This is a genomic window from Escherichia sp. TC-EC600-tetX4, from assembly GCF_019356055.1.
In the GTDB taxonomy this organism is placed as follows: domain Bacteria; phylum Pseudomonadota; class Gammaproteobacteria; order Enterobacterales; family Enterobacteriaceae.
In genome coordinates this window covers 2,754,636-2,775,363 of the sequence record NZ_CP079924.1, presented here as the reverse complement: position 1 = coordinate 2,775,363, position 20,728 = coordinate 2,754,636, and the positions used below count along the sequence as shown (strand labels likewise).

Annotated in this window: 23 protein-coding genes; 10 read left to right on the top strand and 13 right to left on the bottom strand. The window is 48.8% G+C overall.

Annotation, left to right across the window (positions count from 1 at the left end; genetic code table 11):
• Positions 1–593: 593 nt before the first annotated feature.
• The 6 genes from csgB (at position 594) to clsC (ending at position 4,419) form a co-directional block, all read left to right on the top strand.
• On the top strand, positions 594–1,049 hold the full coding sequence (gene csgB, locus KXD89_RS13555) for a curli minor subunit CsgB (RefSeq protein ID WP_000791650.1): 456 nt from the start codon (positions 594–596) through the stop codon (positions 1,047–1,049).
• A 40-nt stretch (positions 1,050–1,089) separates the two neighbouring features.
• Positions 1,090–1,545 carry a curli major subunit CsgA gene (gene csgA / locus KXD89_RS13550; RefSeq protein WP_000771437.1) on the top strand — a complete coding sequence of 152 codons (456 nt, stop codon included), beginning with the start codon at positions 1,090–1,092 and terminating at the stop codon, positions 1,543–1,545.
• Positions 1,546–1,603: 58 nt separating this feature from the next.
• Complete coding sequence (csgC, locus tag KXD89_RS13545; RefSeq protein WP_001094300.1) at positions 1,604–1,936, top strand: curli assembly chaperone CsgC; 333 nt, start codon at positions 1,604–1,606, stop codon at positions 1,934–1,936.
• Positions 1,937–2,056: 120 nt separating this feature from the next.
• On the top strand, positions 2,057–2,368 hold the full coding sequence (ymdA, locus tag KXD89_RS13540) for a protein YmdA (protein WP_000489587.1): 312 nt from the start codon (positions 2,057–2,059) through the stop codon (positions 2,366–2,368).
• Positions 2,369–2,462: 94 nt separating this feature from the next.
• A complete protein-coding gene (gene ymdB, locus KXD89_RS13535; protein ID WP_000857405.1) occupies positions 2,463–2,996 on the top strand; it encodes an O-acetyl-ADP-ribose deacetylase in 534 nt (177 codons plus the stop codon).
• Positions 2,938–4,419 (top strand): cardiolipin synthase ClsC, encoded by a 1,482-nt coding sequence (gene clsC, locus KXD89_RS13530; protein ID WP_001307714.1) that lies wholly within the window; start codon positions 2,938–2,940, stop codon positions 4,417–4,419. Before ymdB ends, clsC begins: the two co-directional genes overlap by 59 nt.
• Positions 4,420–4,426: 7 nt before the next feature.
• Here the strand turns inward: clsC and mdoC are convergent, their stop codons facing one another.
• Positions 4,427–5,584: a glucans biosynthesis protein MdoC gene (mdoC, locus tag KXD89_RS13525; protein ID WP_001070375.1), complete on the bottom strand. Its 1,158-nt coding sequence runs from the start codon at positions 5,582–5,584 to the stop codon at positions 4,427–4,429.
• 393 nt (positions 5,585–5,977) lie between these two features.
• On the opposite strand from mdoC, the gene mdoG reads away from it, so the two are divergent.
• From mdoG to KXD89_RS13510, 3 genes are all read left to right on the top strand, one after another.
• The gene (gene mdoG / locus KXD89_RS13520; protein ID WP_001343212.1) at positions 5,978–7,513 is read left to right on the top strand and encodes a glucans biosynthesis protein MdoG; all 1,536 of its coding nucleotides are present in this window, start codon (positions 5,978–5,980) and stop codon (positions 7,511–7,513) included.
• Positions 7,506–10,049 (top strand): glucans biosynthesis glucosyltransferase MdoH, encoded by a 2,544-nt coding sequence (gene mdoH, locus KXD89_RS13515; protein WP_001295445.1) that lies wholly within the window; start codon positions 7,506–7,508, stop codon positions 10,047–10,049. Before mdoG ends, mdoH begins: the two co-directional genes overlap by 8 nt.
• 172 nt (positions 10,050–10,221) lie before the next feature.
• Positions 10,222–10,449, top strand: coding sequence for a YceK/YidQ family lipoprotein (locus KXD89_RS13510; protein ID WP_001237205.1), 228 nt, complete (start codon positions 10,222–10,224; stop codon positions 10,447–10,449).
• Here the strand turns inward: KXD89_RS13510 and KXD89_RS13505 are convergent, their stop codons facing one another.
• The 3 genes from KXD89_RS13505 to lpxL all read right to left on the bottom strand — a co-directional run bounded on the left by KXD89_RS13505 (position 10,450) and on the right by lpxL (position 13,225).
• Positions 10,450–10,824, bottom strand: a complete 375-nt coding sequence (locus tag KXD89_RS13505; RefSeq protein ID WP_000180056.1) for an acidic protein MsyB — start codon at positions 10,822–10,824, stop codon at positions 10,450–10,452. It abuts the gene before it with no gap.
• An 82-nt stretch (positions 10,825–10,906) separates the two neighbouring features.
• Positions 10,907–12,133: a multidrug efflux MFS transporter MdtG gene (gene mdtG, locus KXD89_RS13500; protein ID WP_000074172.1), complete on the bottom strand. Its 1,227-nt coding sequence runs from the start codon at positions 12,131–12,133 to the stop codon at positions 10,907–10,909.
• 171 nt (positions 12,134–12,304) lie between these two features.
• On the bottom strand, positions 12,305–13,225 hold the full coding sequence (gene lpxL / locus KXD89_RS13495; protein WP_000183364.1) for a kdo(2)-lipid IV(A) lauroyltransferase: 921 nt from the start codon (positions 13,223–13,225) through the stop codon (positions 12,305–12,307).
• A gap of 224 nt (positions 13,226–13,449) precedes the next feature.
• Between lpxL and KXD89_RS13490 the strand changes: the two genes are divergently transcribed.
• A complete protein-coding gene (locus KXD89_RS13490) occupies positions 13,450–14,502 on the top strand; it encodes a rhodanese-related sulfurtransferase (protein ID WP_001144615.1) in 1,053 nt (350 codons plus the stop codon).
• A gap of 41 nt (positions 14,503–14,543) precedes the next feature.
• Here KXD89_RS13490 and KXD89_RS13485 read toward each other — a convergent pair whose 3' ends face one another.
• The 9 genes from KXD89_RS13485 to grxB all read right to left on the bottom strand — a co-directional run bounded on the left by KXD89_RS13485 (position 14,544) and on the right by grxB (position 20,697).
• Positions 14,544–15,119, bottom strand: a complete 576-nt coding sequence (locus tag KXD89_RS13485) for a YceI family protein (RefSeq protein WP_000749261.1) — start codon at positions 15,117–15,119, stop codon at positions 14,544–14,546.
• A 3-nt stretch (positions 15,120–15,122) separates the two neighbouring features.
• Positions 15,123–15,689: a cytochrome b gene (locus KXD89_RS13480; protein WP_000011114.1), complete on the bottom strand. Its 567-nt coding sequence runs from the start codon at positions 15,687–15,689 to the stop codon at positions 15,123–15,125.
• 260 nt (positions 15,690–15,949) lie between these two features.
• The gene (locus tag KXD89_RS13475; RefSeq protein ID WP_001253418.1) at positions 15,950–16,063 is read right to left on the bottom strand and encodes a YceO family protein; all 114 of its coding nucleotides are present in this window, start codon (positions 16,061–16,063) and stop codon (positions 15,950–15,952) included.
• A gap of 47 nt (positions 16,064–16,110) precedes the next feature.
• Complete coding sequence (solA, locus tag KXD89_RS13470; protein WP_000872833.1) at positions 16,111–17,229, bottom strand: N-methyl-L-tryptophan oxidase; 1,119 nt, start codon at positions 17,227–17,229, stop codon at positions 16,111–16,113.
• A 114-nt stretch (positions 17,230–17,343) separates the two neighbouring features.
• Positions 17,344–17,598: a biofilm formation regulator BssS gene (bssS, locus tag KXD89_RS13465; RefSeq protein ID WP_000414438.1), complete on the bottom strand. Its 255-nt coding sequence runs from the start codon at positions 17,596–17,598 to the stop codon at positions 17,344–17,346.
• A 286-nt stretch (positions 17,599–17,884) separates the two neighbouring features.
• Positions 17,885–18,130, bottom strand: a complete 246-nt coding sequence (dinI, locus tag KXD89_RS13460; protein ID WP_001217754.1) for a DNA damage-inducible protein I — start codon at positions 18,128–18,130, stop codon at positions 17,885–17,887.
• A 73-nt stretch (positions 18,131–18,203) separates the two neighbouring features.
• Positions 18,204–19,250 (bottom strand): dihydroorotase, encoded by a 1,047-nt coding sequence (gene pyrC, locus KXD89_RS13455; protein ID WP_000126534.1) that lies wholly within the window; start codon positions 19,248–19,250, stop codon positions 18,204–18,206.
• A gap of 105 nt (positions 19,251–19,355) precedes the next feature.
• Positions 19,356–19,916, bottom strand: coding sequence for a lipoprotein (locus tag KXD89_RS13450; RefSeq protein ID WP_001295443.1), 561 nt, complete (start codon positions 19,914–19,916; stop codon positions 19,356–19,358).
• 133 nt (positions 19,917–20,049) lie between these two features.
• Positions 20,050–20,697 carry a glutaredoxin 2 gene (grxB, locus tag KXD89_RS13445; RefSeq protein ID WP_000780912.1) on the bottom strand — a complete coding sequence of 216 codons (648 nt, stop codon included), beginning with the start codon at positions 20,695–20,697 and terminating at the stop codon, positions 20,050–20,052.
• Positions 20,698–20,728 lie beyond the last annotated feature (31 nt).

The following is a 20,728-nucleotide window of genomic DNA, read 5'->3' as shown; positions in this document are numbered from 1 at the left end:
CATTACAAATCTTAAATCAAGTGTTAAACATGTAACTAAATGTAACTCGTTATATTAAAATGTTAACCTTAAGGTTTTATTAAGTTTAGAAATGATAGAAAAGTTGTACATTTGGTTTTTATTGCACAATTTTAAAAAATCATACAAATGGTGATAACTTACTAATAATGCATATAAAAAATATTTCGGTGTAGTCCTTTCGTCATGTAAAACGTTCTTGTTTTTTCTCCACACCTCCGTGGACAATTTTTTACTGCAAAAAGACGAGGTTTGTCACGGCTTGTGCGCAAGACATATCGCAGCAATCAGCGACGGGCAAGAAGAATGACTGTCTGGTGCTTTTTGATAGCGGAAAACGGAGATTTAAAAGAAAACAAAATATTTTTTTGCGTAGATAACAGCGTATTTACGTGGGTTTTAATACTTTGGTATGAACTAAAAAAGAAAAATACAACGCGCGGGTGAGTTATTAAAAATATTTCCGCAGACATACTTTCCATCGTAACGCAGCGTTAACAAAATACAGGTTGCGTTAACAACCAAGTTGAAATGATTTAATTTCTTAAATGTACGACCAGGTCCAGGGTGACAACATGAAAAACAAATTGTTATTTATGATGTTAACAATACTGGGTGCGCCTGGGATTGCAGCCGCAGCAGGTTATGATTTAGCTAATTCAGAATATAACTTCGCGGTAAATGAATTGAGTAAGTCTTCATTTAATCAGGCAGCCATAATTGGTCAAGCTGGGACTAATAATAGTGCTCAGTTACGGCAGGGAGGCTCAAAACTTTTGGCGGTTGTTGCGCAAGAAGGTAGTAGCAACCGGGCAAAGATTGACCAGACAGGAGATTATAACCTTGCATATATTGATCAGGCGGGCAGTGCCAACGATGCCAGTATTTCGCAAGGTGCTTATGGTAATACTGCGATGATTATCCAGAAAGGTTCTGGTAATAAAGCAAATATTACACAGTATGGTACTCAAAAAACGGCAATTGTAGTGCAGAGACAGTCGCAAATGGCTATTCGCGTGACACAACGTTAATTTCCATTCGACTTTTAAATCAATCCGATGGGGGTTTTACATGAAACTTTTAAAAGTAGCAGCAATTGCAGCAATCGTATTCTCCGGTAGCGCTCTGGCAGGTGTTGTTCCTCAGTACGGCGGCGGCGGTAACCACGGTGGTGGCGGTAATAATAGCGGCCCAAATTCTGAGCTGAACATTTACCAGTACGGTGGCGGTAACTCTGCACTTGCTCTGCAAACTGATGCCCGTAACTCTGACTTGACTATTACCCAGCATGGCGGCGGTAATGGTGCAGATGTTGGTCAGGGCTCAGATGACAGCTCAATCGATCTGACCCAACGTGGCTTCGGTAACAGCGCTACTCTTGATCAGTGGAACGGCAAAAATTCTGAAATGACGGTTAAACAGTTCGGTGGTGGCAACGGTGCTGCAGTTGACCAGACTGCATCTAACTCCTCCGTCAACGTGACTCAGGTTGGCTTTGGTAACAACGCGACCGCTCATCAGTACTAATACATCATTTGTATTACAGAAACAGGGCGCAAGCCCTGTTTTTTTTCGGGAGAAGAATATGAATACGTTATTACTCCTTGCGGCACTTTCCAGTCAGATAACCTTTAATACGACCCAGCAAGGGGATGTGTATACCATTATTCCTGAAGTCACTCTTACTCAATCTTGTCTGTGCAGAGTACAAATATTGTCCCTGCGCGAAGGCAGTTCAGGGCAAAGTCAGACGAAGCAAGAAAAGACCCTTTCATTGCCTGCTAATCAACCCATTGCTTTGACGAAGTTGAGTTTAAATATTTCCCCGGACGATCGGGTGAAAATAGTTGTTACTGTTTCTGATGGACAGTCACTTCATTTATCACAACAATGGCCGCCCTCTTCAGAAAAGTCTTAATTTGTTGAAATATCGAGCATAAGATGAATCTGGAGAGAATGGTCTGCTGCGAATCAGCCAACCTGAAAGTATGGATAACACAACCCTCAAGGATGACTAATCATTGAGGAAATAGAATAAATGTTCAGACCTTTTTTAAACTCTCTTATGCTCGGCAGTTTGTTTTTTCCTTTTATTGCCATTGCTGGAAGCACCGTGCAAGGGGGCGTGATCCATTTTTATGGCCAAATTGTGGAACCGGCATGTGACGTCAGCACCCAGTCATCACCCGTAGAAATGAACTGCCCACAGAATGGTTCTATTCCGGGCAAAACCTACTCCAGCAAAGCGTTAATGAGCGGCAATGTCAAAAACGCGCAAATAGCCTCAGTAAAAGTGCAGTATCTTGATAAACAGAAAAAGCTGGCTGTAATGAACATCGAATATAACTAAGTTTCTGAACAACTCACGTTGCTGAGCAGAAAAATGCGATTTAACCAAAAAGCCTGCTGTACACTTAAGAAACAAGAAGGTGTAAGGAGGCGTTATGAAAACGCGTATTCATGTTGTGCAGGGTGATATTACCAAACTGGCCGTTGATGTGATTGTGAATGCGGCTAATCCGTCATTAATGGGAGGCGGCGGCGTCGATGGGGCCATTCATCGCGCAGCGGGTCCGGCCCTGCTGGATGCTTGTTTAAAAGTCAGGCAACAGCAGGGCGATTGCCCTACGGGGCATGCCGTTATTACGCTTGCAGGCGATCTTCCCGCTAAAGCCGTAGTGCACACCGTCGGGCCAGTCTGGCGTGGTGGTGAACAAAACGAAGACCAGCTTTTGCAGGATGCCTATCTCAATAGCCTACGACTGGTGGCGGCAAACAGCTATACGTCAGTGGCTTTTCCTGCAATCAGTACTGGGGTTTATGGTTACCCTCGTGCGGCAGCGGCTGAAATCGCAGTAAAAACCGTTTCAGAATTTATTACCCGTCACGCTTTACCCGAACAGGTATACTTTGTCTGTTATGATGAAGAAAACGCCCACCTCTACGAAAGACTCCTTACCCAACAAGGAGATGAATGATTTGCCCCGGCTGGCGAGCGCGGTGCTGCCACTGTGTTCGCAACATCCCGGTCAGTGTGGCCTTTTTCCTCTGGAGAAAAGTCTGGATGCGTTTGCCGCCCGGTATCGTCTGGCCGAAATGGCAGAGCATACGCTCGATGTTCAGTATTACATCTGGCAGGACGATATGTCGGGTCGGTTACTGTTTTCCGCCCTGTTAGCCGCAGCAAAGCGTGGCGTTCGCGTCCGTTTGTTGCTGGACGACAACAATACGCCCGGACTTGACGACATTTTACGCTTGCTTGACAGTCATCCACGCATTGAAGTCCGGCTTTTTAATCCTTTCTCGTTTCGCTTGCTGCGTCCGCTTGGTTATATCACCGACTTTTCCCGTCTTAATCGCCGTATGCACAATAAAAGTTTCACTGTCGATGGCGTGGTGACCCTGGTGGGAGGACGAAATATTGGTGATGCCTATTTTGGAGCAGGGGAGGAGCCACTTTTTTCGGATTTAGATGTCATGGCAATAGGACCCGTGGTAGAGGACGTTGCCGATGATTTCGCCCGCTACTGGTATTGCAAATCGGTTTCACCCTTACAGCAGGTGCTGGATGTCCCGGAGGGTGAAATGGCGGATCGCATCGAGTTACCCGCCTCCTGGCATAACGATGCCATGACGCATCGTTATTTACGCAAAATGGAATCCAGTCCATTTATAAATCATCTGGTTGATGGAACATTGCCGCTTATCTGGGCGAAGACACGTTTATTAAGTGATGATCCGGCGAAAGGGGAGGGCAAGGCAAAACGGCATTCACTGTTACCGCAGCGCCTGTTCGATATCATGGGCTCACCCAGTGAACGCATCGATATTATCTCTTCCTATTTTGTACCGACACGCGCAGGTGTGGCGCAACTCTTACGGATGGTGAGAAAAGGGGTAAAGATTGCGATCCTAACCAATTCTCTTGCCGCTAACGATGTTGCTGTCGTCCATGCCGGATACGCGCGCTGGCGCAAAAAATTGCTCCGCTATGGCGTGGAATTATATGAACTCAAGCCGACGCGTGAACAAAGTAGTACGTTACACGATCGCGGCATAACCGGTAATTCCGGAGCCAGCCTGCATGCTAAAACCTTTAGCATCGATGGTAAAACGGTGTTTATCGGCTCTTTCAATTTCGATCCGCGTTCAACATTGCTCAATACTGAAATGGGCTTCGTGATAGAGAGCGAAACGCTGGCACAGTTAATTGATAAACGCTTTATTCAGAGCCAGTATGATGCGGCCTGGCAGCTCCGTCTGGACAGGTGGGGACGGATCAACTGGGTTGATCGTCATGCAAAGAAAGAGATTATTCTCAAAAAAGAACCCGCCACCAGTTTCTGGAAGCGGGTTATGGTCAGACTGGCGTCGATATTGCCCGTGGAATGGTTATTGTAAATGTGGCTTAACGGGCTGGTGCTTTATCGTTCTCACGCTTAACAACCGGTTTACCAGAGAACAAAAACTTCAGTAACGGGATGCGCAAATGAATTTCATACAGAATTATCGCAATCCCTACTACAAATATCAGGCCACAGAGAAAACCAAGCCAGTTGGAGGTGATGTGCGGTGTAATGTATGCGCCGAAAAACAGCGTTAACGGGTGGTGAACCAGATAGATAAACAGCGATGCGTTAACAAAATAAGTCACCCGCGCTGACTGGAAGTTAAGCAAACGGTGGCCAAAGGAGAAGACCACATTCACCATCCACAGACCGAGGACCATGGTGATCACCGACTCGGTTTCGTACATCCAGGCATCGCCACTGCCATAGCGCTGGTTGAGTAAATAAGCGACAAACGCCAATGCTGCTGCAAGGGTACAGCCACGAGACGGCGTGGTAAACAAGGCTTTAAGATGAGGGAAAATGAAAGCCAGTGCGCCGAGGATAAAGAACGGCAAATAAAACAGCGTTTGCATGACAATAAAATTGAACATGCCATTACTCAGAATGGGCGGATACACAATAAAAATCGTTCTTCTTATTACCGCATAACCGATGCCGAGGCATAAAAAAATCACCGATAGTTTTACCATCGAGAATTTTTTATTCGTTTTATCAGAATTTTCTAAATTATTTCTGATGCGCTTAAATATCCATACGCACAGCGTCGTCATGACCACTAACACCAGTAAAAACCACAGGTGTGATATTAATTCCCAGGCCAACGTATTATATTTGTCATACAATGACAGCCCAGGCCAACTTTCCGCTTTTCCTTTGACATATTGCAGCATAATAAATTGCGGTAATGTCAGTAGGGGGATGGCTGTTAACATCGGGATACCTACACGTTCGACACGTACTTTCCACCATTTTTTCAAGGGATAGCGTAAAAAAAGCATGTAGGAAAAGTAGCCGGATATAACGAAAAATACCTGCATGCGGAACGAGTGGATGAAGTCATTAAAAAGGGTCAGCCACAATGATGATTCGGCGCTATTCACATGCCATGTATGGCTCGAATAGATTAAAGAAATATGAAAAGGTATCCCTAACAACATCAGCCAGGCGCGGATGGAGTCGAGGAAATATTCACGTTGCGCGGGTACTGGGTTCATATATGGTTAACTAATCTCGGATTTTTCGTCTTATCCCTGTCGGGTTATGCCTTTAGGCTTGTTGCCATAGTGACACCGACCTGACCGCGCCAGGCGCAGGCTTCAAGGTTTTTATGCATAGCATCATCGCTACCACTAACCAGAATGGAAGCGTCTGTAAGACGGTTGATAAATAAATTTGCTGGCAAACCCTACACGAAGTCGATGCTTCTGTCTTTAGGAGAAGCACGGAAAGTGAAAACGGTTGCAATCAGGTGCTTAATCCATGAGCCAGCGTGCTGAACGATACCGGGATTCTGTTGTCGGAATGGCTGGTTATCCATTAAAATAGATCGGATCGATATAAGCACACAAAGGGGGAAGTGCTTACTAATTATGAAACATAAACTACAAATGATGAAAATGCGTTGGTTGAGTGCTGCAGTAATGTTAACCCTGTATACATCTTCAAGCTGGGCTTTCAGTATTGATGATGTCGCAAAGCAAGCTCAATCTTTAGCCGGGAAAGGCTACGAGACGCCCAAAAGCAACTTGCCCTCCGTTTTCCGCGATATGAAATACGCGGACTATCAGCAGATCCAGTTTAATCATGACAAAGCGTACTGGAACAATCTGAAGACCCCATTCAAACTCGAGTTCTACCATCAGGGTATGTACTTCGATACCCCGGTCAAAATAAATGAAGTGACTGCCACCGCAGTCAAACGAATCAAATACAGCCCGGATTATTTCACTTTCGGCGATGTTCAGCATGACAAAGATACGGTAAAAGACCTTGGCTTTGCCGGTTTTAAAGTGCTTTACCCGATCAACAGCAAAGATAAAAACGATGAAATCGTCAGCATGCTCGGGGCCAGCTATTTCCGCGTGATTGGTGCAGGTCAGGTTTATGGCCTTTCTGCCCGCGGCCTGGCAATTGATACCGCCTTGCCATCGGGTGAAGAATTTCCGCGCTTCAAAGAGTTCTGGATCGAGCGTCCAAAACCGACTGATAAACGTTTAACCATCTATGCATTGCTTGACTCGCCGCGTGCGACAGGTGCTTACAAATTCGTGGTTATGCCAGGGCGTGACACGGTTGTGGATGTGCAGTCGAAAATCTATCTGCGCGATAAAGTCGGCAAACTGGGGGTTGCACCGTTAACCAGTATGTTCCTGTTTGGGCCGAACCAACCGTCGCCTGCAAATAACTATCGTCCGGAGTTGCACGACTCTAACGGTCTCTCTATCCATGCCGGTAATGGCGAATGGATCTGGCGTCCGTTGAATAACCCGAAACATTTAGCGGTCAGCAGCTTCTCCATGGAAAACCCGCAAGGCTTTGGTCTGTTGCAGCGCGGTCGTGATTTCTCCCGCTTTGAAGATCTCGATGATCGTTACGATCTCCGTCCAAGCGCATGGGTGACTCCGAAAGGGGAGTGGGGTAAAGGCAGCGTTGAGCTGGTGGAAATTCCAACCAACGATGAAACCAACGATAACATCGTCGCTTACTGGACGCCGGATCAGCTGCCGGAGCCGGGTAAAGAGATGAACTTTAAATACACCATCACCTTCAGCCGTGATGAAGACAAACTGCATGCGCCAGATAACGCATGGGTGCAACAAACGCGTCGTTCAACGGGGGATGTGAAGCAGTCGAACCTGATTCGCCAGCCTGACGGTACTATCGCCTTTGTGGTCGATTTTACCGGCGCAGAGATGAAAAAACTGCCAGAGGATACCCCGGTCACAGCGCAAACCAGCATTGGTGATAATGGTGAGATAGTTGAAAGCACGGTGCGCTATAACCCGGTTACCAAAGGCTGGCGTCTGGTGATGCGTGTGAAAGTGAAAGATGCCAAGAAAACCACTGAAATGCGTGCTGCGCTGGTGAATGCCGATCAGACGTTGAGTGAAACCTGGAGCTACCAGTTACCTGCCAATGAATAAGACAACTGAGTACATTGACGCAATGCCCATCGCCGCAAGCGAGAAAGCGGCATTGCCGAAGACTGATATCCGCGCCGTTCATCAGGCGCTGGATGCCGAACACCGCACCTGGGCGCGGGAGGATGATTCCCCGCAAGGCTCGGTAAAGGCGCGTCTGGAACAAGCCTGGCCAGATTCACTTGCTGATGGACAGTTAATTAAAGACGACGAAGGGCGCGATCAGCTGAAGGCGATGCCAGAAGCAAAACGCTCCTCGATGTTTCCCGACCCGTGGCGTACCAACCCGGTAGGCCGTTTCTGGGATCGCCTGCGTGGACGCGATGTCACGCCGCGCTATCTGGCTCGTTTGACCAAAGAAGAGCAGGAGAGCGAGCAAAAGTGGCGTACCGTCGGTACCATCCGCCGTTACATTCTGTTGATCCTGACGCTCGCGCAAACTGTCGTCGCGACCTGGTATATGAAGACCATTCTTCCTTATCAGGGTTGGGCGCTGATTAATCCTATGGATATGGTTGGTCAGGATTTGTGGGTTTCCTTTATGCAGCTTCTGCCTTATATGCTGCAAACCGGTATCCTGATCCTCTTTGCGGTACTGTTCTGTTGGGTGTCCGCCGGATTCTGGACGGCGTTAATGGGCTTCCTGCAACTGCTTATTGGTCGCGATAAATACAGTATATCTGCGTCAACAGTTGGCGATGAACCATTAAACCCGGAGCATCGCACGGCGTTGATCATGCCTATCTGTAACGAAGACGTGAACCGTGTTTTTGCTGGCCTGCGTGCAACGTGGGAATCAGTAAAAGCCACCGGGAATGCCAAACACTTTGATGTCTACATTCTTAGTGACAGTTATAACCCGGATATCTGCGTCGCAGAGCAAAAAGCCTGGATGGAGCTTATCGCTGAAGTCGGTGGCGAAGGTCAGATTTTCTATCGCCGCCGCCGTCGCCGCGTGAAGCGTAAAAGCGGTAATATCGATGACTTCTGCCGTCGCTGGGGCAGCCAGTACAGCTACATGGTGGTGCTGGATGCTGACTCGGTAATGACCGGTGATTGTTTGTGCGGGCTGGTGCGCCTGATGGAAGCCAACCCGAACGCCGGGATCATTCAGTCGTCGCCGAAAGCGTCCGGTATGGATACGCTGTATGCGCGCTGTCAGCAGTTCGCGACCCGCGTGTATGGGCCACTGTTTACAGCCGGTTTGCACTTCTGGCAACTTGGCGAGTCGCACTACTGGGGACATAACGCGATTATCCGCGTGAAACCGTTTATCGAGCACTGCGCACTGGCTCCGCTGCCGGGCGAAGGTTCCTTTGCCGGTTCAATCCTGTCACATGACTTCGTGGAAGCGGCGTTGATGCGCCGTGCAGGTTGGGGGGTCTGGATTGCTTACGATCTCCCGGGTTCTTATGAAGAATTGCCGCCTAACTTGCTTGATGAGCTAAAACGTGACCGCCGATGGTGCCACGGTAACCTGATGAACTTCCGTCTGTTCCTGGTGAAGGGTATGCACCCGGTTCACCGTGCGGTGTTCCTGACGGGCGTGATGTCTTATCTCTCCGCTCCGCTGTGGTTTATGTTCCTCGCGCTCTCTACTGCATTGCAGGTAGTGCATGCGTTGACCGAACCGCAATACTTCCTGCAACCACGGCAGTTGTTCCCAGTGTGGCCGCAGTGGCGTCCTGAGCTGGCGATTGCACTTTTTGCTTCGACCATGGTGCTGTTGTTCCTGCCGAAGTTATTGAGCATTTTGCTTATCTGGTGCAAAGGAACGAAAGAATACGGCGGCTTCTGGCGCGTTACATTATCGTTGCTGCTGGAAGTGCTTTTTTCCGTGCTGCTGGCTCCGGTACGCATGCTGTTCCATACGGTCTTCGTTGTCAGCGCGTTCCTTGGCTGGGAAGTGGTGTGGAATTCACCGCAGCGTGATGATGACTCCACTTCCTGGGGTGAAGCGTTCAAACGCCACGGCTCACAGCTGCTGTTAGGGTTAGTGTGGGCTGTTGGGATGGCGTGGCTGGATCTGCGTTTCCTGTTCTGGCTGGCACCGATTGTCTTCTCGTTGATCCTGTCACCGTTTGTTTCGGTGATTTCCAGCCGTGCCACCGTTGGTCTGCGCACCAAACGCTGGAAACTGTTCCTGATCCCGGAAGAGTATTCGCCGCCGCAGGTGCTGGTTGATACCGATCGGTTCCTTGAGATGAATCGTCAACGCTCCCTTGATGATGGCTTTATGCACGCAGTGTTTAACCCGTCATTTAACGCTCTGGCAACCGCAATGGCGACCGCGCGTCACCGCGCCAGTAAGGTGCTGGAAATCGCCCGTGACCGCCACGTTGAACAGGCGCTGAACGAGACGCCAGAGAAGCTGAATCGCGATCGTCGCCTGGTGCTGCTAAGCGATCCGGTGACGATGGCCCGTCTGCATTTCCGTGTCTGGAATTCCCCGGAGAGATATTCTTCATGGGTGAGTTATTACGAAGGGATAAAGCTCAATCCACTGGCATTGCGTAAACCGGATGCGGCTTCGCAATAAAAACGTAGTTGCCTGATGCGCTACGCTTATCAGGCCTACATCGTTCCTGCAATTTATTGATTTTGCAAGACTTTGTGGGTCGGATAAGGCGTTCACGCCGCATCCGGCAAAAACAACGAGCCAATAAAAATACCGGCGTTATGCCGGTATTTTTTTACGAAAGAGGTATCAAATGCGTTTAATTGTGGTGAGCATCATGGTGACCTTGCTGAGTGGCTGTGGCAGCATTATTAGTCGCACTATACCGGGGCAGGGGCATGGCAACCAATATTATCCCGGTGTGCAATGGGATGTGCGTGACTCCGCCTGGCGTTATGTCACGATCCTTGATCTGCCATTCTCTCTGGTTTTTGATACTTTACTGCTGCCGATCGACATTCATCATGGCCCGTATGAGTGATTAACGTTCATCCCACTCATCAGCTGCTGCGCGTCCTTCCTCGGTATCCAGCGGTGGCTCAAGCTGAAATTCCCCCTCGTCCCATTCATGTAATGTATTCTCTTCCTGCCACTCCTGGCGTATCTCTATCTCATCATAGTCGCCATCAAAAACACTTTGCGCGGCTTCACCGCTAAGCATAGGTAAACATTCACCTTCTTCCCCTTCGTCGGCAAAAAACTCAACTTGCCACATGATGTCGCCGTCCTGCAAAACGTATTTTTGGGCATTGAACTGTTGCACATTCGCATCTTCGGCGTCGATGCCGGGGTTGTCTGCAAGAAATTCTTCGCGTGCAGCGTCAATGGCTTCTTCAAGCGTTGCGTACATGGTCATCACGATTCTCCCTTTGAGTTGATGAGGTTTCAGGGAAAAGGATAGCTGATTCTCCGCTTTTGCAAGTATGAAAGGCGAAAAATCAGTTCGATACCTGGGGTATTCGACGACGACGTAGACTGTTCCATGAATAGACTGCGTTGAATAACACTACGCCAGCGGTGACGAGAAATACCGCTCTGAAACCGTAGTTCGCTGAAATCGCTGCTCCCATCAATGGTCCGGTAACGTTGCCAATATCACGAAACGATTGGTTATAGCTGAAGATACGCCCGGCGATCTGGTTGCTCGAGTTGTAAACCAACAGTGTCTGTACGGCGGGGAGTAGTGCACCATCGGCGGCACCGAGCAAAAAACGTAAAATCCCAAGTTGCAATGGCGTCTGAACGTAAGACATTGGGATCAACAGCAGTACAGAAAAGATCAGCGCTGTAATCAGGATCTTTTCGGGTCCGATTCGATCGCCAAGTTTGCCGAGTCGTGGTGCACTTAGCAGAGCCGCCACGCCTGGCACCGAGGCGATCATGCCACTGATAAAGGCGACGTTACTGACGTTACCCGCCAGTTCGCGGACATACAGCGTCAGAATGGGGGCAATTGAGCCCGTCGCCACCTGGATGATTAACGTAGTGACAAACAGGCTGAGTACCAGTTTCGGGTTTTTAAGTGATGTCACCACTTCCCGCATGTGCAGCATCTCTTTTTTGCTGACCGGCTGGAATTTTTCTCTGATGCAAAACAGGGTGACGAAAAAGCAGAGTATGAGCACACTGGCGGTAATAAAGAATACCGGACGTAAGCCGTAGCTATCGGCGAGCAGGCCGCCAGCCATTGGGCCGAGCAACGCACCACTAACGCCGCCTGTGGAGAGCGTACCCAGCGCCCAGCCGCTTTTATTACGCGGTACTTGTGTGGCGATAAGAGCATTAGCGTTGGGGACAAATCCGCCAAGTAACCCAAGAAGCGCCCGCAGGATCAAAAACTGCCAGATATTTTGTGCCAGCCCCATCAACACCATCACGATGCCCATGCCGAGGGCAGAGCGTAATAGCATGAGTTTTCGGCCTTTACGGTCGGCGAGTCCACCCCAAAACGGTGAGGCGATGGCCGAAAATAAAAATGTAATGCTGAAGACAATACCGGACCACATATTCAGGGCGGAGTGACCGGTAACGCCAAGCTGCTCAACGTAGAGGGGTAAGAAGGGCATTACCAGACTGAAGGCGGCACCGGTAAGAAAACAGCCTAGCCAGGCGACGATCAGGTTTCGTTTCCAGTTTATAGGGGTGTCATTTTCACAGGGTGACATAGCAATCCGCTGTTGGTGCGCCAGGCGCGGTGAACATAAGAAGAAAAGATAAGCACACTAATTATGCGCCCGACTTCCAGGGGGCGCAATCCAGAGAGCTTTTATCGCTAAATCAGGGGGATTTGCTGTGGTAATGCCGGATGCCATTCTGAAGCATCCGGCATGGGAGATTTAATAGCGTGAAGGAACGCCTTCCGGGCGTGTTTTAAAGCGACGGTGTAACCACATATACTGCTCTGGTGCCATCATGATGCATTTTTCGACCACTTTGTTCATCCACGCGGCGGTAGTTTCGGCATCATCCAGTGGCGGAGAACACTCTGGCGGCAGCATAATCAATTGATACCCTTTGCCATCTGGCTTACGGCGTGGAACGAAGGGCACCAGACATGCGCCGGACATCCGTGCCAGCATCCAGGTTCCGGTCGTGGTCGCAGCCTGCTCAACGGCAAACAACGGGACGAAAACGCTTGAGCGCGGGCCGTAATCATGATCCGGTGCGTACCAGACCACTTCGCCTTTTTTCAGGGCTTTAATCATGCCTTTTAAATCTTTGCGGTCGAGCATCGATTTATTTGAGCGCAAACGGCCCCAGGTTTGTAGCCAGTCAATCAGTGGATTATCGTTCGGGCGATAAACGCCAATACCCGGTTCCTGCATACCAAACTGCCGCGCACCCAGCTCCAGTGTCAGAAAATGGATGCCAACTAACAGGATGCCGCGTTTTTGCGCCTGCACGTCACGAATGTGTTCCATGCCGATCACTTCCGTCCAGCGGGCGATTCGGCGGTCCGGCCAGAACCACGCCATGCCGGTTTCCATCAGGCCCATGCCAACGGATTCGAAATTCTTCACCACCATTTTACGGCGTTCTTGTTCGCTCATTTCCGGGAAGCACAGTTCCAGGTTGCGATGCACAATTTTTGCGCGTCGTTTCATAAAACGTAACGCCAGTTTTCCTAATCCACAACCGAGGCGGTAGATAACCGGGTAGGGCAATTGCACGACTAACCAAAGTACGCCAATACCCAACCAGGTTAACCAATAACGCGGATGAAGCAGTGCGGTGGAGAACTTGGGTAGATTCGTCATATCAATCCTGTTTTTCAACCTATTCGGGCAATTGTATGTATTGTCGCATTTTTTCGCCCGCAACCAAAATTTGTGGCTGAAGACTGGGCGAAATTGCCGCGCTTGTAAATAACAAATAATTTTTAATGCGCAAATGTAGCGTAAAATGTGTGGATGTTAATTATCGATAATTGCTATATCATGCCGCGGATTTTTACTTTCCCATCTCGCAGGAACCGTACACCATGCCAGTGTTACACAACCGCATTTCCAACGACGCGCTAAAAGCCAAAATGTTGGCTGAGAGCGAACCGCGAACCACCATTTCGTTTTACAAGTATTTCCACATCGCCGATCCTAAGGCGACCCGTGACGCTTTATATCAGCTGTTTACCGCGCTGAATGTTTTTGGGCGAGTGTATCTGGCGCATGAGGGCATTAACGCGCAAATCAGCGTACCTGCGAGCAATGTTGAAACATTTCGCGCGCAGCTCTATGCCTTCGACCCGGCTTTAGAGGGTTTACGCCTGAATATCGCGTTGGATGATGACGGGAAATCCTTCTGGGTACTGCGCATGAAGGTACGCGATCGCATTGTTGCCGACGGTATTGACGATCCTCACTTTGATGCCAGCAATGTTGGTGAGTATCTGCAAGCGGCGGAAGTGAACGCCATGCTTGACGATCCCGATGCACTATTTATCGACATGCGTAACCACTATGAGTATGAAGTGGGGCACTTTGAAAACGCGCTCGAAATTCCGGCAGATACCTTCCGTGAGCAGCTGCCAAAAGCAGTCGAGATGATGCAGGCACATAAAGATAAAAAAATCGTCATGTACTGCACCGGCGGCATTCGTTGTGAAAAGGCCAGTGCCTGGATGAAACATAACGGATTCAACAAAGTCTGGCATATCGAGGGCGGAATTATTGAATACGCCCGTAAGGCGCGCGAGCAGGGCTTGCCGGTGCGTTTTATTGGCAAAAATTTTGTTTTTGACGAGCGGATGGGCGAACGTATATCGGATGAGATTATCGCGCATTGCCACCAGTGCGGCGCGCCGTGCGACAGCCATACCAACTGTAAAAATGATGGCTGCCACCTGCTGTTTATTCAGTGTCCAGTATGCGCGGAAAAATACAAAGGTTGTTGTAGTGAGATTTGCTGCGAAGAAAGCGCGTTACCGCCAGAAGAACAGCGACGCCGTCGGGCAGGACGTGAAAATGGCAATAAGATCTTTAATAAGTCTCGTGGACGTCTGAATACAACACTGTGCATTCCTGATCCAACAGAATAAATATCATTGCCGGATGCGTGCCATCCGGCAACATTTCACGCTTACTTCTGCTGTACGCCTTCCACTGAAATAATCAGATCCACTTCCTGAGAAGCTGGACCTAAATCTGTCTTGATATTGAAGTCCTTGAGCTTAATTTTGCCTTCGGCCTCGAAGCCTGCACGTTTACCACCCCATGGGTCGTCGCCCTGACCAATTAATTTCGCTTCCAGCGTGACGGGTTTGGTTACGCCATTCAGCGTCAGATCGCCGGTAATATCCAGTTCGTCACCGTCTTTCTTCACGCTGGTGGAGGTGAATGTTGCCTGTGGATATTTTGCGGTATTGAGGAAATCTGCACTGCGAAGATGTTTATCGCGTTCGGCGTGATTAGTATCGACGCTGGTGGTGTTAATTGTCACATTCACTTTATCGGCAGCCGGATTTTTTTCGTCAAAGGTAAAAGTACCGTCGAAATCTTTAAAGGTGCCGTATAACCAGCTATAGCCAAGGTGCTGGATGCGGAAATTAACAAAGGCGTGCTGACCTTCTTTGTCAATTTTGTAATCGGCGGCAACCGCTGAACCGGCAGAGAACATCAGGGACGCGAAGGTTAAACCAAGCAGGCTTTTTTTCATTTTTTATACTCCATAGTCAGATGACGACTTTCCCAGCATGCGCTTCAGAGTGTCGTCTTTATCGATGAAATGATGCTTCAGGGCCATAAATCCGTGCATAACGGACAGTACTACGACGCTCCACGCGAGCCAAAAATGCAGGGCACCGGCAAAGTCTGCCTGTGCGCCAGCGTCGGCAAGGGTCGCGGGGACGTCAAACCAGCCAAAAACGCTGATCGGTTTACCATCGGCAGTTGAGATCAGATAGCCGCTGATGCCGATGGCGAAAAGCAATAGGTACAATGCGAGATGTCCAGCTCTTGCGGCAAGACGAGTCATGGGCGAATAACTCGGCAGCGGACCCGGCGGTGGAGATATGACACGCCACAGAACGCGAATAACCAGCCCCATCATTAACAAAATACCGATGCTTTTATGCAGTTCGGGTGCTTTGTGATACCAGCCATCGTAATAACTGAGCGTGACCATCCACAGACCTAAAGCAAACATGCCGTAGACAATAATTGCGCTTAGCCAATGGAAGGCCGCAGATATAACACCATAGCGTTCAGGGGTATTTGTGAATGACATAAGTGCATCCAAAACGAATTTGCGAGAGAAAGAAAATGGCGTGTCGGAGAATGAATTGCAACACAAAAATAACAAATTGAATGATATTTATTTTTATTTCAATAATTTTGAATTAATAATGAAAGAATCTTCATAAGTTTAGTGGGTTCAGCATCAGAGATGTCTGGTGAGTGCTGTAGAAGCAGGAATAATCTCATTCAATTTTTCACGCTAAATGAAAGGGAGATTAAATATTTGTCAGTTTATGTCAGTGCGGAAAACTAAAAATAAAACACATAGATCAGATCCATAATTGCCAACAATCCCCAGAGAAAAAGATAAAGCATCAGATGCTCGCGAATATTATTGATGAGATAGTGCAACAGCCGACGCATTAAATACTCCTGTAAAAACGGCCTCATTCTGGAGGCCGTAATGATGATTATTGGAAGCGGGAAAGCCTGAATGGCGTCAAATCAAAATCGCTTTTTTTGTCTTGCGCAAAATCGGCAGCTATTTCCCCTAAAACTGACGCAAATTTAAAACCGTGCCCACTCAGGCCGGTAATGAGCAGTGTATTATCGTGGCCGGGTAGGGTATCGATAATAAAATCTTCGTCAGGCGAATTATCATAGGTGCAGGCAGCGCCGTACAGGCAGCAACCGATACCCGGCAATACATTGCGCAAGAACGGGAAGGCTTCTGACCCATCACTGGCCACTTCCGCAAACGGAACACGTTCATCCGCTGAATGGATAACCTGGCCTCCGTTATGTTTGCCAATCTTCAACGCGTCGTTTTCTGCCGGAAAACCATAATATTGATCGCCATTGGGCAGTTCACCGGTAAACGCCGGGAATTTATTCTTCACGCTATAGCGGCCATCGGCCTGATACCAGGCAAATACTTTGCGTACGGGCTGGACAGGCAGCTCCGGGAGCAGGTCTTTTACCCATGTTCCCGCGCAGACAATCGCTTTTTTCGCCTGATACTCACCGTCAGCCGTTTCAATAGTTACGCCATCATCGTCATGACGAATTGCGGTGACCGGGCAGTTGAACAGTTGCGCACAGCCCGCTTCCTTCGCCAGTTGGATCCAGGTTTTAATCGCCAGTTCGCTGCGCAAAAAACCGGAATCAGTTTCAAATAAGCCGATGTAGTTGTCCGGGACGCGTATTTCCGGCCAGCGGGCCATAATCCCTTGCGCATCGAGCTTTTCAACGTTGAGTTGCCATTGTTCGGCGCTGTGGGCGACGTTGGCGAGAAATGTGGAATCAGCCGGGCCAAGGTTAATGACGCCAGAGCGTACAAAAATGGGATCTTCTTCGTTGTGGCGGGAGAGTTCATCCCACAGCGTTTGCGCGCGGAGGACCAGCGGGACATACTTTTCGCCTTCACCATAAGCATGGCGAATTAATCGCGTATCGCCGTGGTGGCTGCCGTGTTGATGCGGTGGCATATGGGCGTCGGTCATTAGCACGTTTAAACCGGCGCGGGTTGCATAATACCCGGCGGCAGCGCCTACGGAACCGCTGCCAATAATGATGAGATCGTATTTCATTTTTTTCTCTCTGCTCTCATGGTTTAAGCAGAGTAATTAACTGAATGCAGATATACAACCCAGAAATGGTAAAGGCACCGGTGAGGTGCCTTTTGGGTGGATGGTCATGTCATGTTAATGACGCCGATACTCGTTTACCTGGAAATCACCGGATTCAATTTTGGCGATTCCTGCTTCTAATATCGAAATAAATTGTCTGGCAACATCAGTGGTTAACCAGAGCGTCTGACCAACTTCAGTCCCTTCCTGCTCGGACTTATTTGGGGTCTGGTAGTGCAAACGCAACATCAGCGCATCATAGCTATCAACGGTGCTGATGTCCCACCCTACGAGCGGATGAGTCTGAATGACTTCATTATTTTTTTCCATCATGGCCCCCTAATTCGTGTTACTAGACAACGTTATTCGAGGTTCAATGCGTTTTTATCTGAAGCAACTTCAGTATACCAATAAGTAAGGGTATTCACCGAATTTTTAAAGGGGGAAACAGATAAATTTCTGCTTTTAAGATTTATATGAACAATAAAACAGCATGTCATTCATATTTTTTTAGCATATTGTGCAATTATTTTGAGGAAGTGTAGAAATTTTGTACTCAAAATTCGTAAGTAAAATAAAAAAGCCGGGGCGACCCGGCAAAAAAAATCACTGCATATTATTCGCTGACAAACCAGTCATCGGCGCTTTCCCACGTTTCCTGGAGAATTTCACTAATGCGCTGTTTATCTTCTTTTGTCGCGCCAATAACCGATAAATTATTCGCTGCGGCATAACGTACCGATACGTGGCCTTCATTATCAGGAAACGCATACTGAATACGGCGGGAAAGTTCGCCAGCCAGGGCGTCAATAGCCCCAGCTGGCAATGGAGAAGTTTTCGCTATGGTGACTTCAATTCGCATAATAGCCCCCTGTTGAATATACTGGTTATTTATACAGGTAAAATAACCTAATGACAACAGGAAGCTACGATTTTTATTGTTTAACGGACCAGCGTACCGTTTCCCCGGCGAGGAATGGCACCAGCGTGTCATCAGTCAGTGCGATGCTTTCAGCAACCTGTTGCTCTTCACGTACCAGTTCGATGAATGTGTCGTTGACCGGCAACCCATAGAACTGCGGGCCGTTTACAGAACAGAATGCTTCAAAGTGCTGCAAAGCATTCATTTCTTCAAAGACGGTAGCGTAACTGCCCAGCGCGGTTGGGGCGTTGAAGCAGCCCGCGCAGCCGCAACTGCTCTCTTTGCGATGACGTGCATGTGGCGCAGAATCCGTACCGAGGAATACTCGATTAAAACCGCTGGCGACCAGTTCACGCAATGCCTGTTGGTGAATATTACGTTTGAGGATGGGTAGACAATACAGGTGCGGACGCACGCCTCCAACCAGCATATGGTTGCGGTTAAACATCAGATGCTGCGGAGTGATGGTGGCAGCCAGCCGTTCATTTCCGTCACGGACATAGTCGGCAGCATCTTTGGTGGTGATGTGCTCAAAAACGACTTTCAGCGCAGTCAGGCGCTGGCGCAGAGGTTCCATCACGCTTTCTATAAAGCGCGCTTCACGATCAAAAATGTCGATATCTGCATGTGTCACTTCACCATGCACCAGTAGCGGCATACCGATTTTTTCCATGCGCTCAAGTACCGGCATGATTGCGTCAATTGACGTCACGCCGTGGCTGGAGTTAGTGGTTGCGTTTGCCGGGTAAAGTTTTGCAGCGGTGAACACGCCTTCGTTAAATCCGCGCTCCAGCTCATTAGGATCCAGCGAATCTGTTAAATAACAGGTCATCAATGGGGTGAAATCGTGCCCGGCAGGTACGGCGTCAAGAATACGCTGGCGATACGCCACGGCAGCCTCAACGGTGGTCACGGGCGGAGCCAGATTGGGCATTACGATAGCCCGTCCATAAATTTCGCTGGTATATGGCACGACAGTTTTTAACATGTCGCCATCGCGGAGGTGAAGGTGCCAGTCGTCTGGGCGGCGGATCTTTAATACCTGGGATGGTGCAGTCATTAATCTCTATGCTCCGGCTGAAGGGATGTTTTTGCCGGACACAAAGGATAAGCGGAAACGTTTTCCTTTGCACGAAAAATAAAGGGCGCGAATGCGCCCTCGTGATTAATCAGTAAATGGAATGACAATTTCGCCTGGCTTCACTTCAATGCCTTTCGCCAGTTTTTTCGCCATTGCTTCGCCCTGGCTGCCATCTTCGCGCAGGACGTAAGCAGGTTGCTGGTTAAAGTAATTGCGTAATGCCTGGTTCAAATAGGGAAGCAACGTTTGCATCACCGTTTGCATTTTTTCCGGTTGTACCGTCGCATCGACCACTTCCATCTCTTTCAGGAAGATCGCACCTTTTTCTTTATCAAACACGGGCAGCGCTTTCAGCTTCAGTTTCATGGTCGCTTTCTGACTACCGAACAGGGAGTTCATGTCCAGATTGGCGTCTCCGGTTAGGGTAACCTTATTCGGCTCTTCGCGACCAATTTGGCTGGTCAGGTTTGTCAGAACAATATGGGCGTCAGCCACGCCGGGTAAACCGATATCTTTTGAGAAATTATTATGTTTCGCAAGCGACTGGTTAATTTCTTGTTCGGTGATGGTGTATTGGGTGAGTTGATTACAGCCAACGAGCAGGCCACTGACGATCAATGCAGCGGCAAATAAAAACTTGTTCATGGTAGTCCTCGACATGAAATCTGCGTCAATATCCTGACACAACGCAGCATGTGTCACCAGCGATAAACTCGCCAGCAGAAAAAACTGAAAACGGCGGCAACCCGCGAATACAGGCTGCCGCGGCGGGTCAGGATTAAATCGCCATTGATGATAACAAATTGATTTGTGTCTGTTTCGCCATATTATCGCGGTAATCAGCAACGCGGCTTGGCCAGTTAATTCCGGCTACCAGCGTCAGATTACGCAGTAGCGGGAATAGCTGAATATCATCTTCCGAAAGTTCGCCATTCACGGCGTTCGGTTTGACGATCAGTTTGTCCAGCGCACGTAAATCATCGCTGATATTCTTAATCAGACCGTCAGAGTGGGCCAGCAGGTCGGCAAAATTACCCGCGCTGGCCTCTTTCTTGTCGACGAAATATTTGCGCGCGGCGGGAGTAGAAAACTCATCAAATGCCGATTTGGCAAAACGCGGCAACAGCAGTTTGTTGGCGTAGCCATTGACCTTGCGCAGCCACTCTTCAATGGCAGGGGAACGTTTGCCGGTCAGTAACGGTTTGCCGTCGAGTTTATCGACATAGTGAACGATGTCCATGCTTTCTGGCATATAGCGGCTGTCATCTTTTTGCAGAATGGGAACCTGTTTTTGACCGACCATCCGGGTGGGTGTTTCTGCGTCGTCGTTGAGCAGAACATGTAATTCGACGGGGATATTTTTCAGGCCGAAAATCATGCGGGCTTTGAGGCAGTAAGGGCAGTGATCGTAAATGTATAGCTTCACGTGACTCCTCCATTTGGCTGTCAGTTCACTT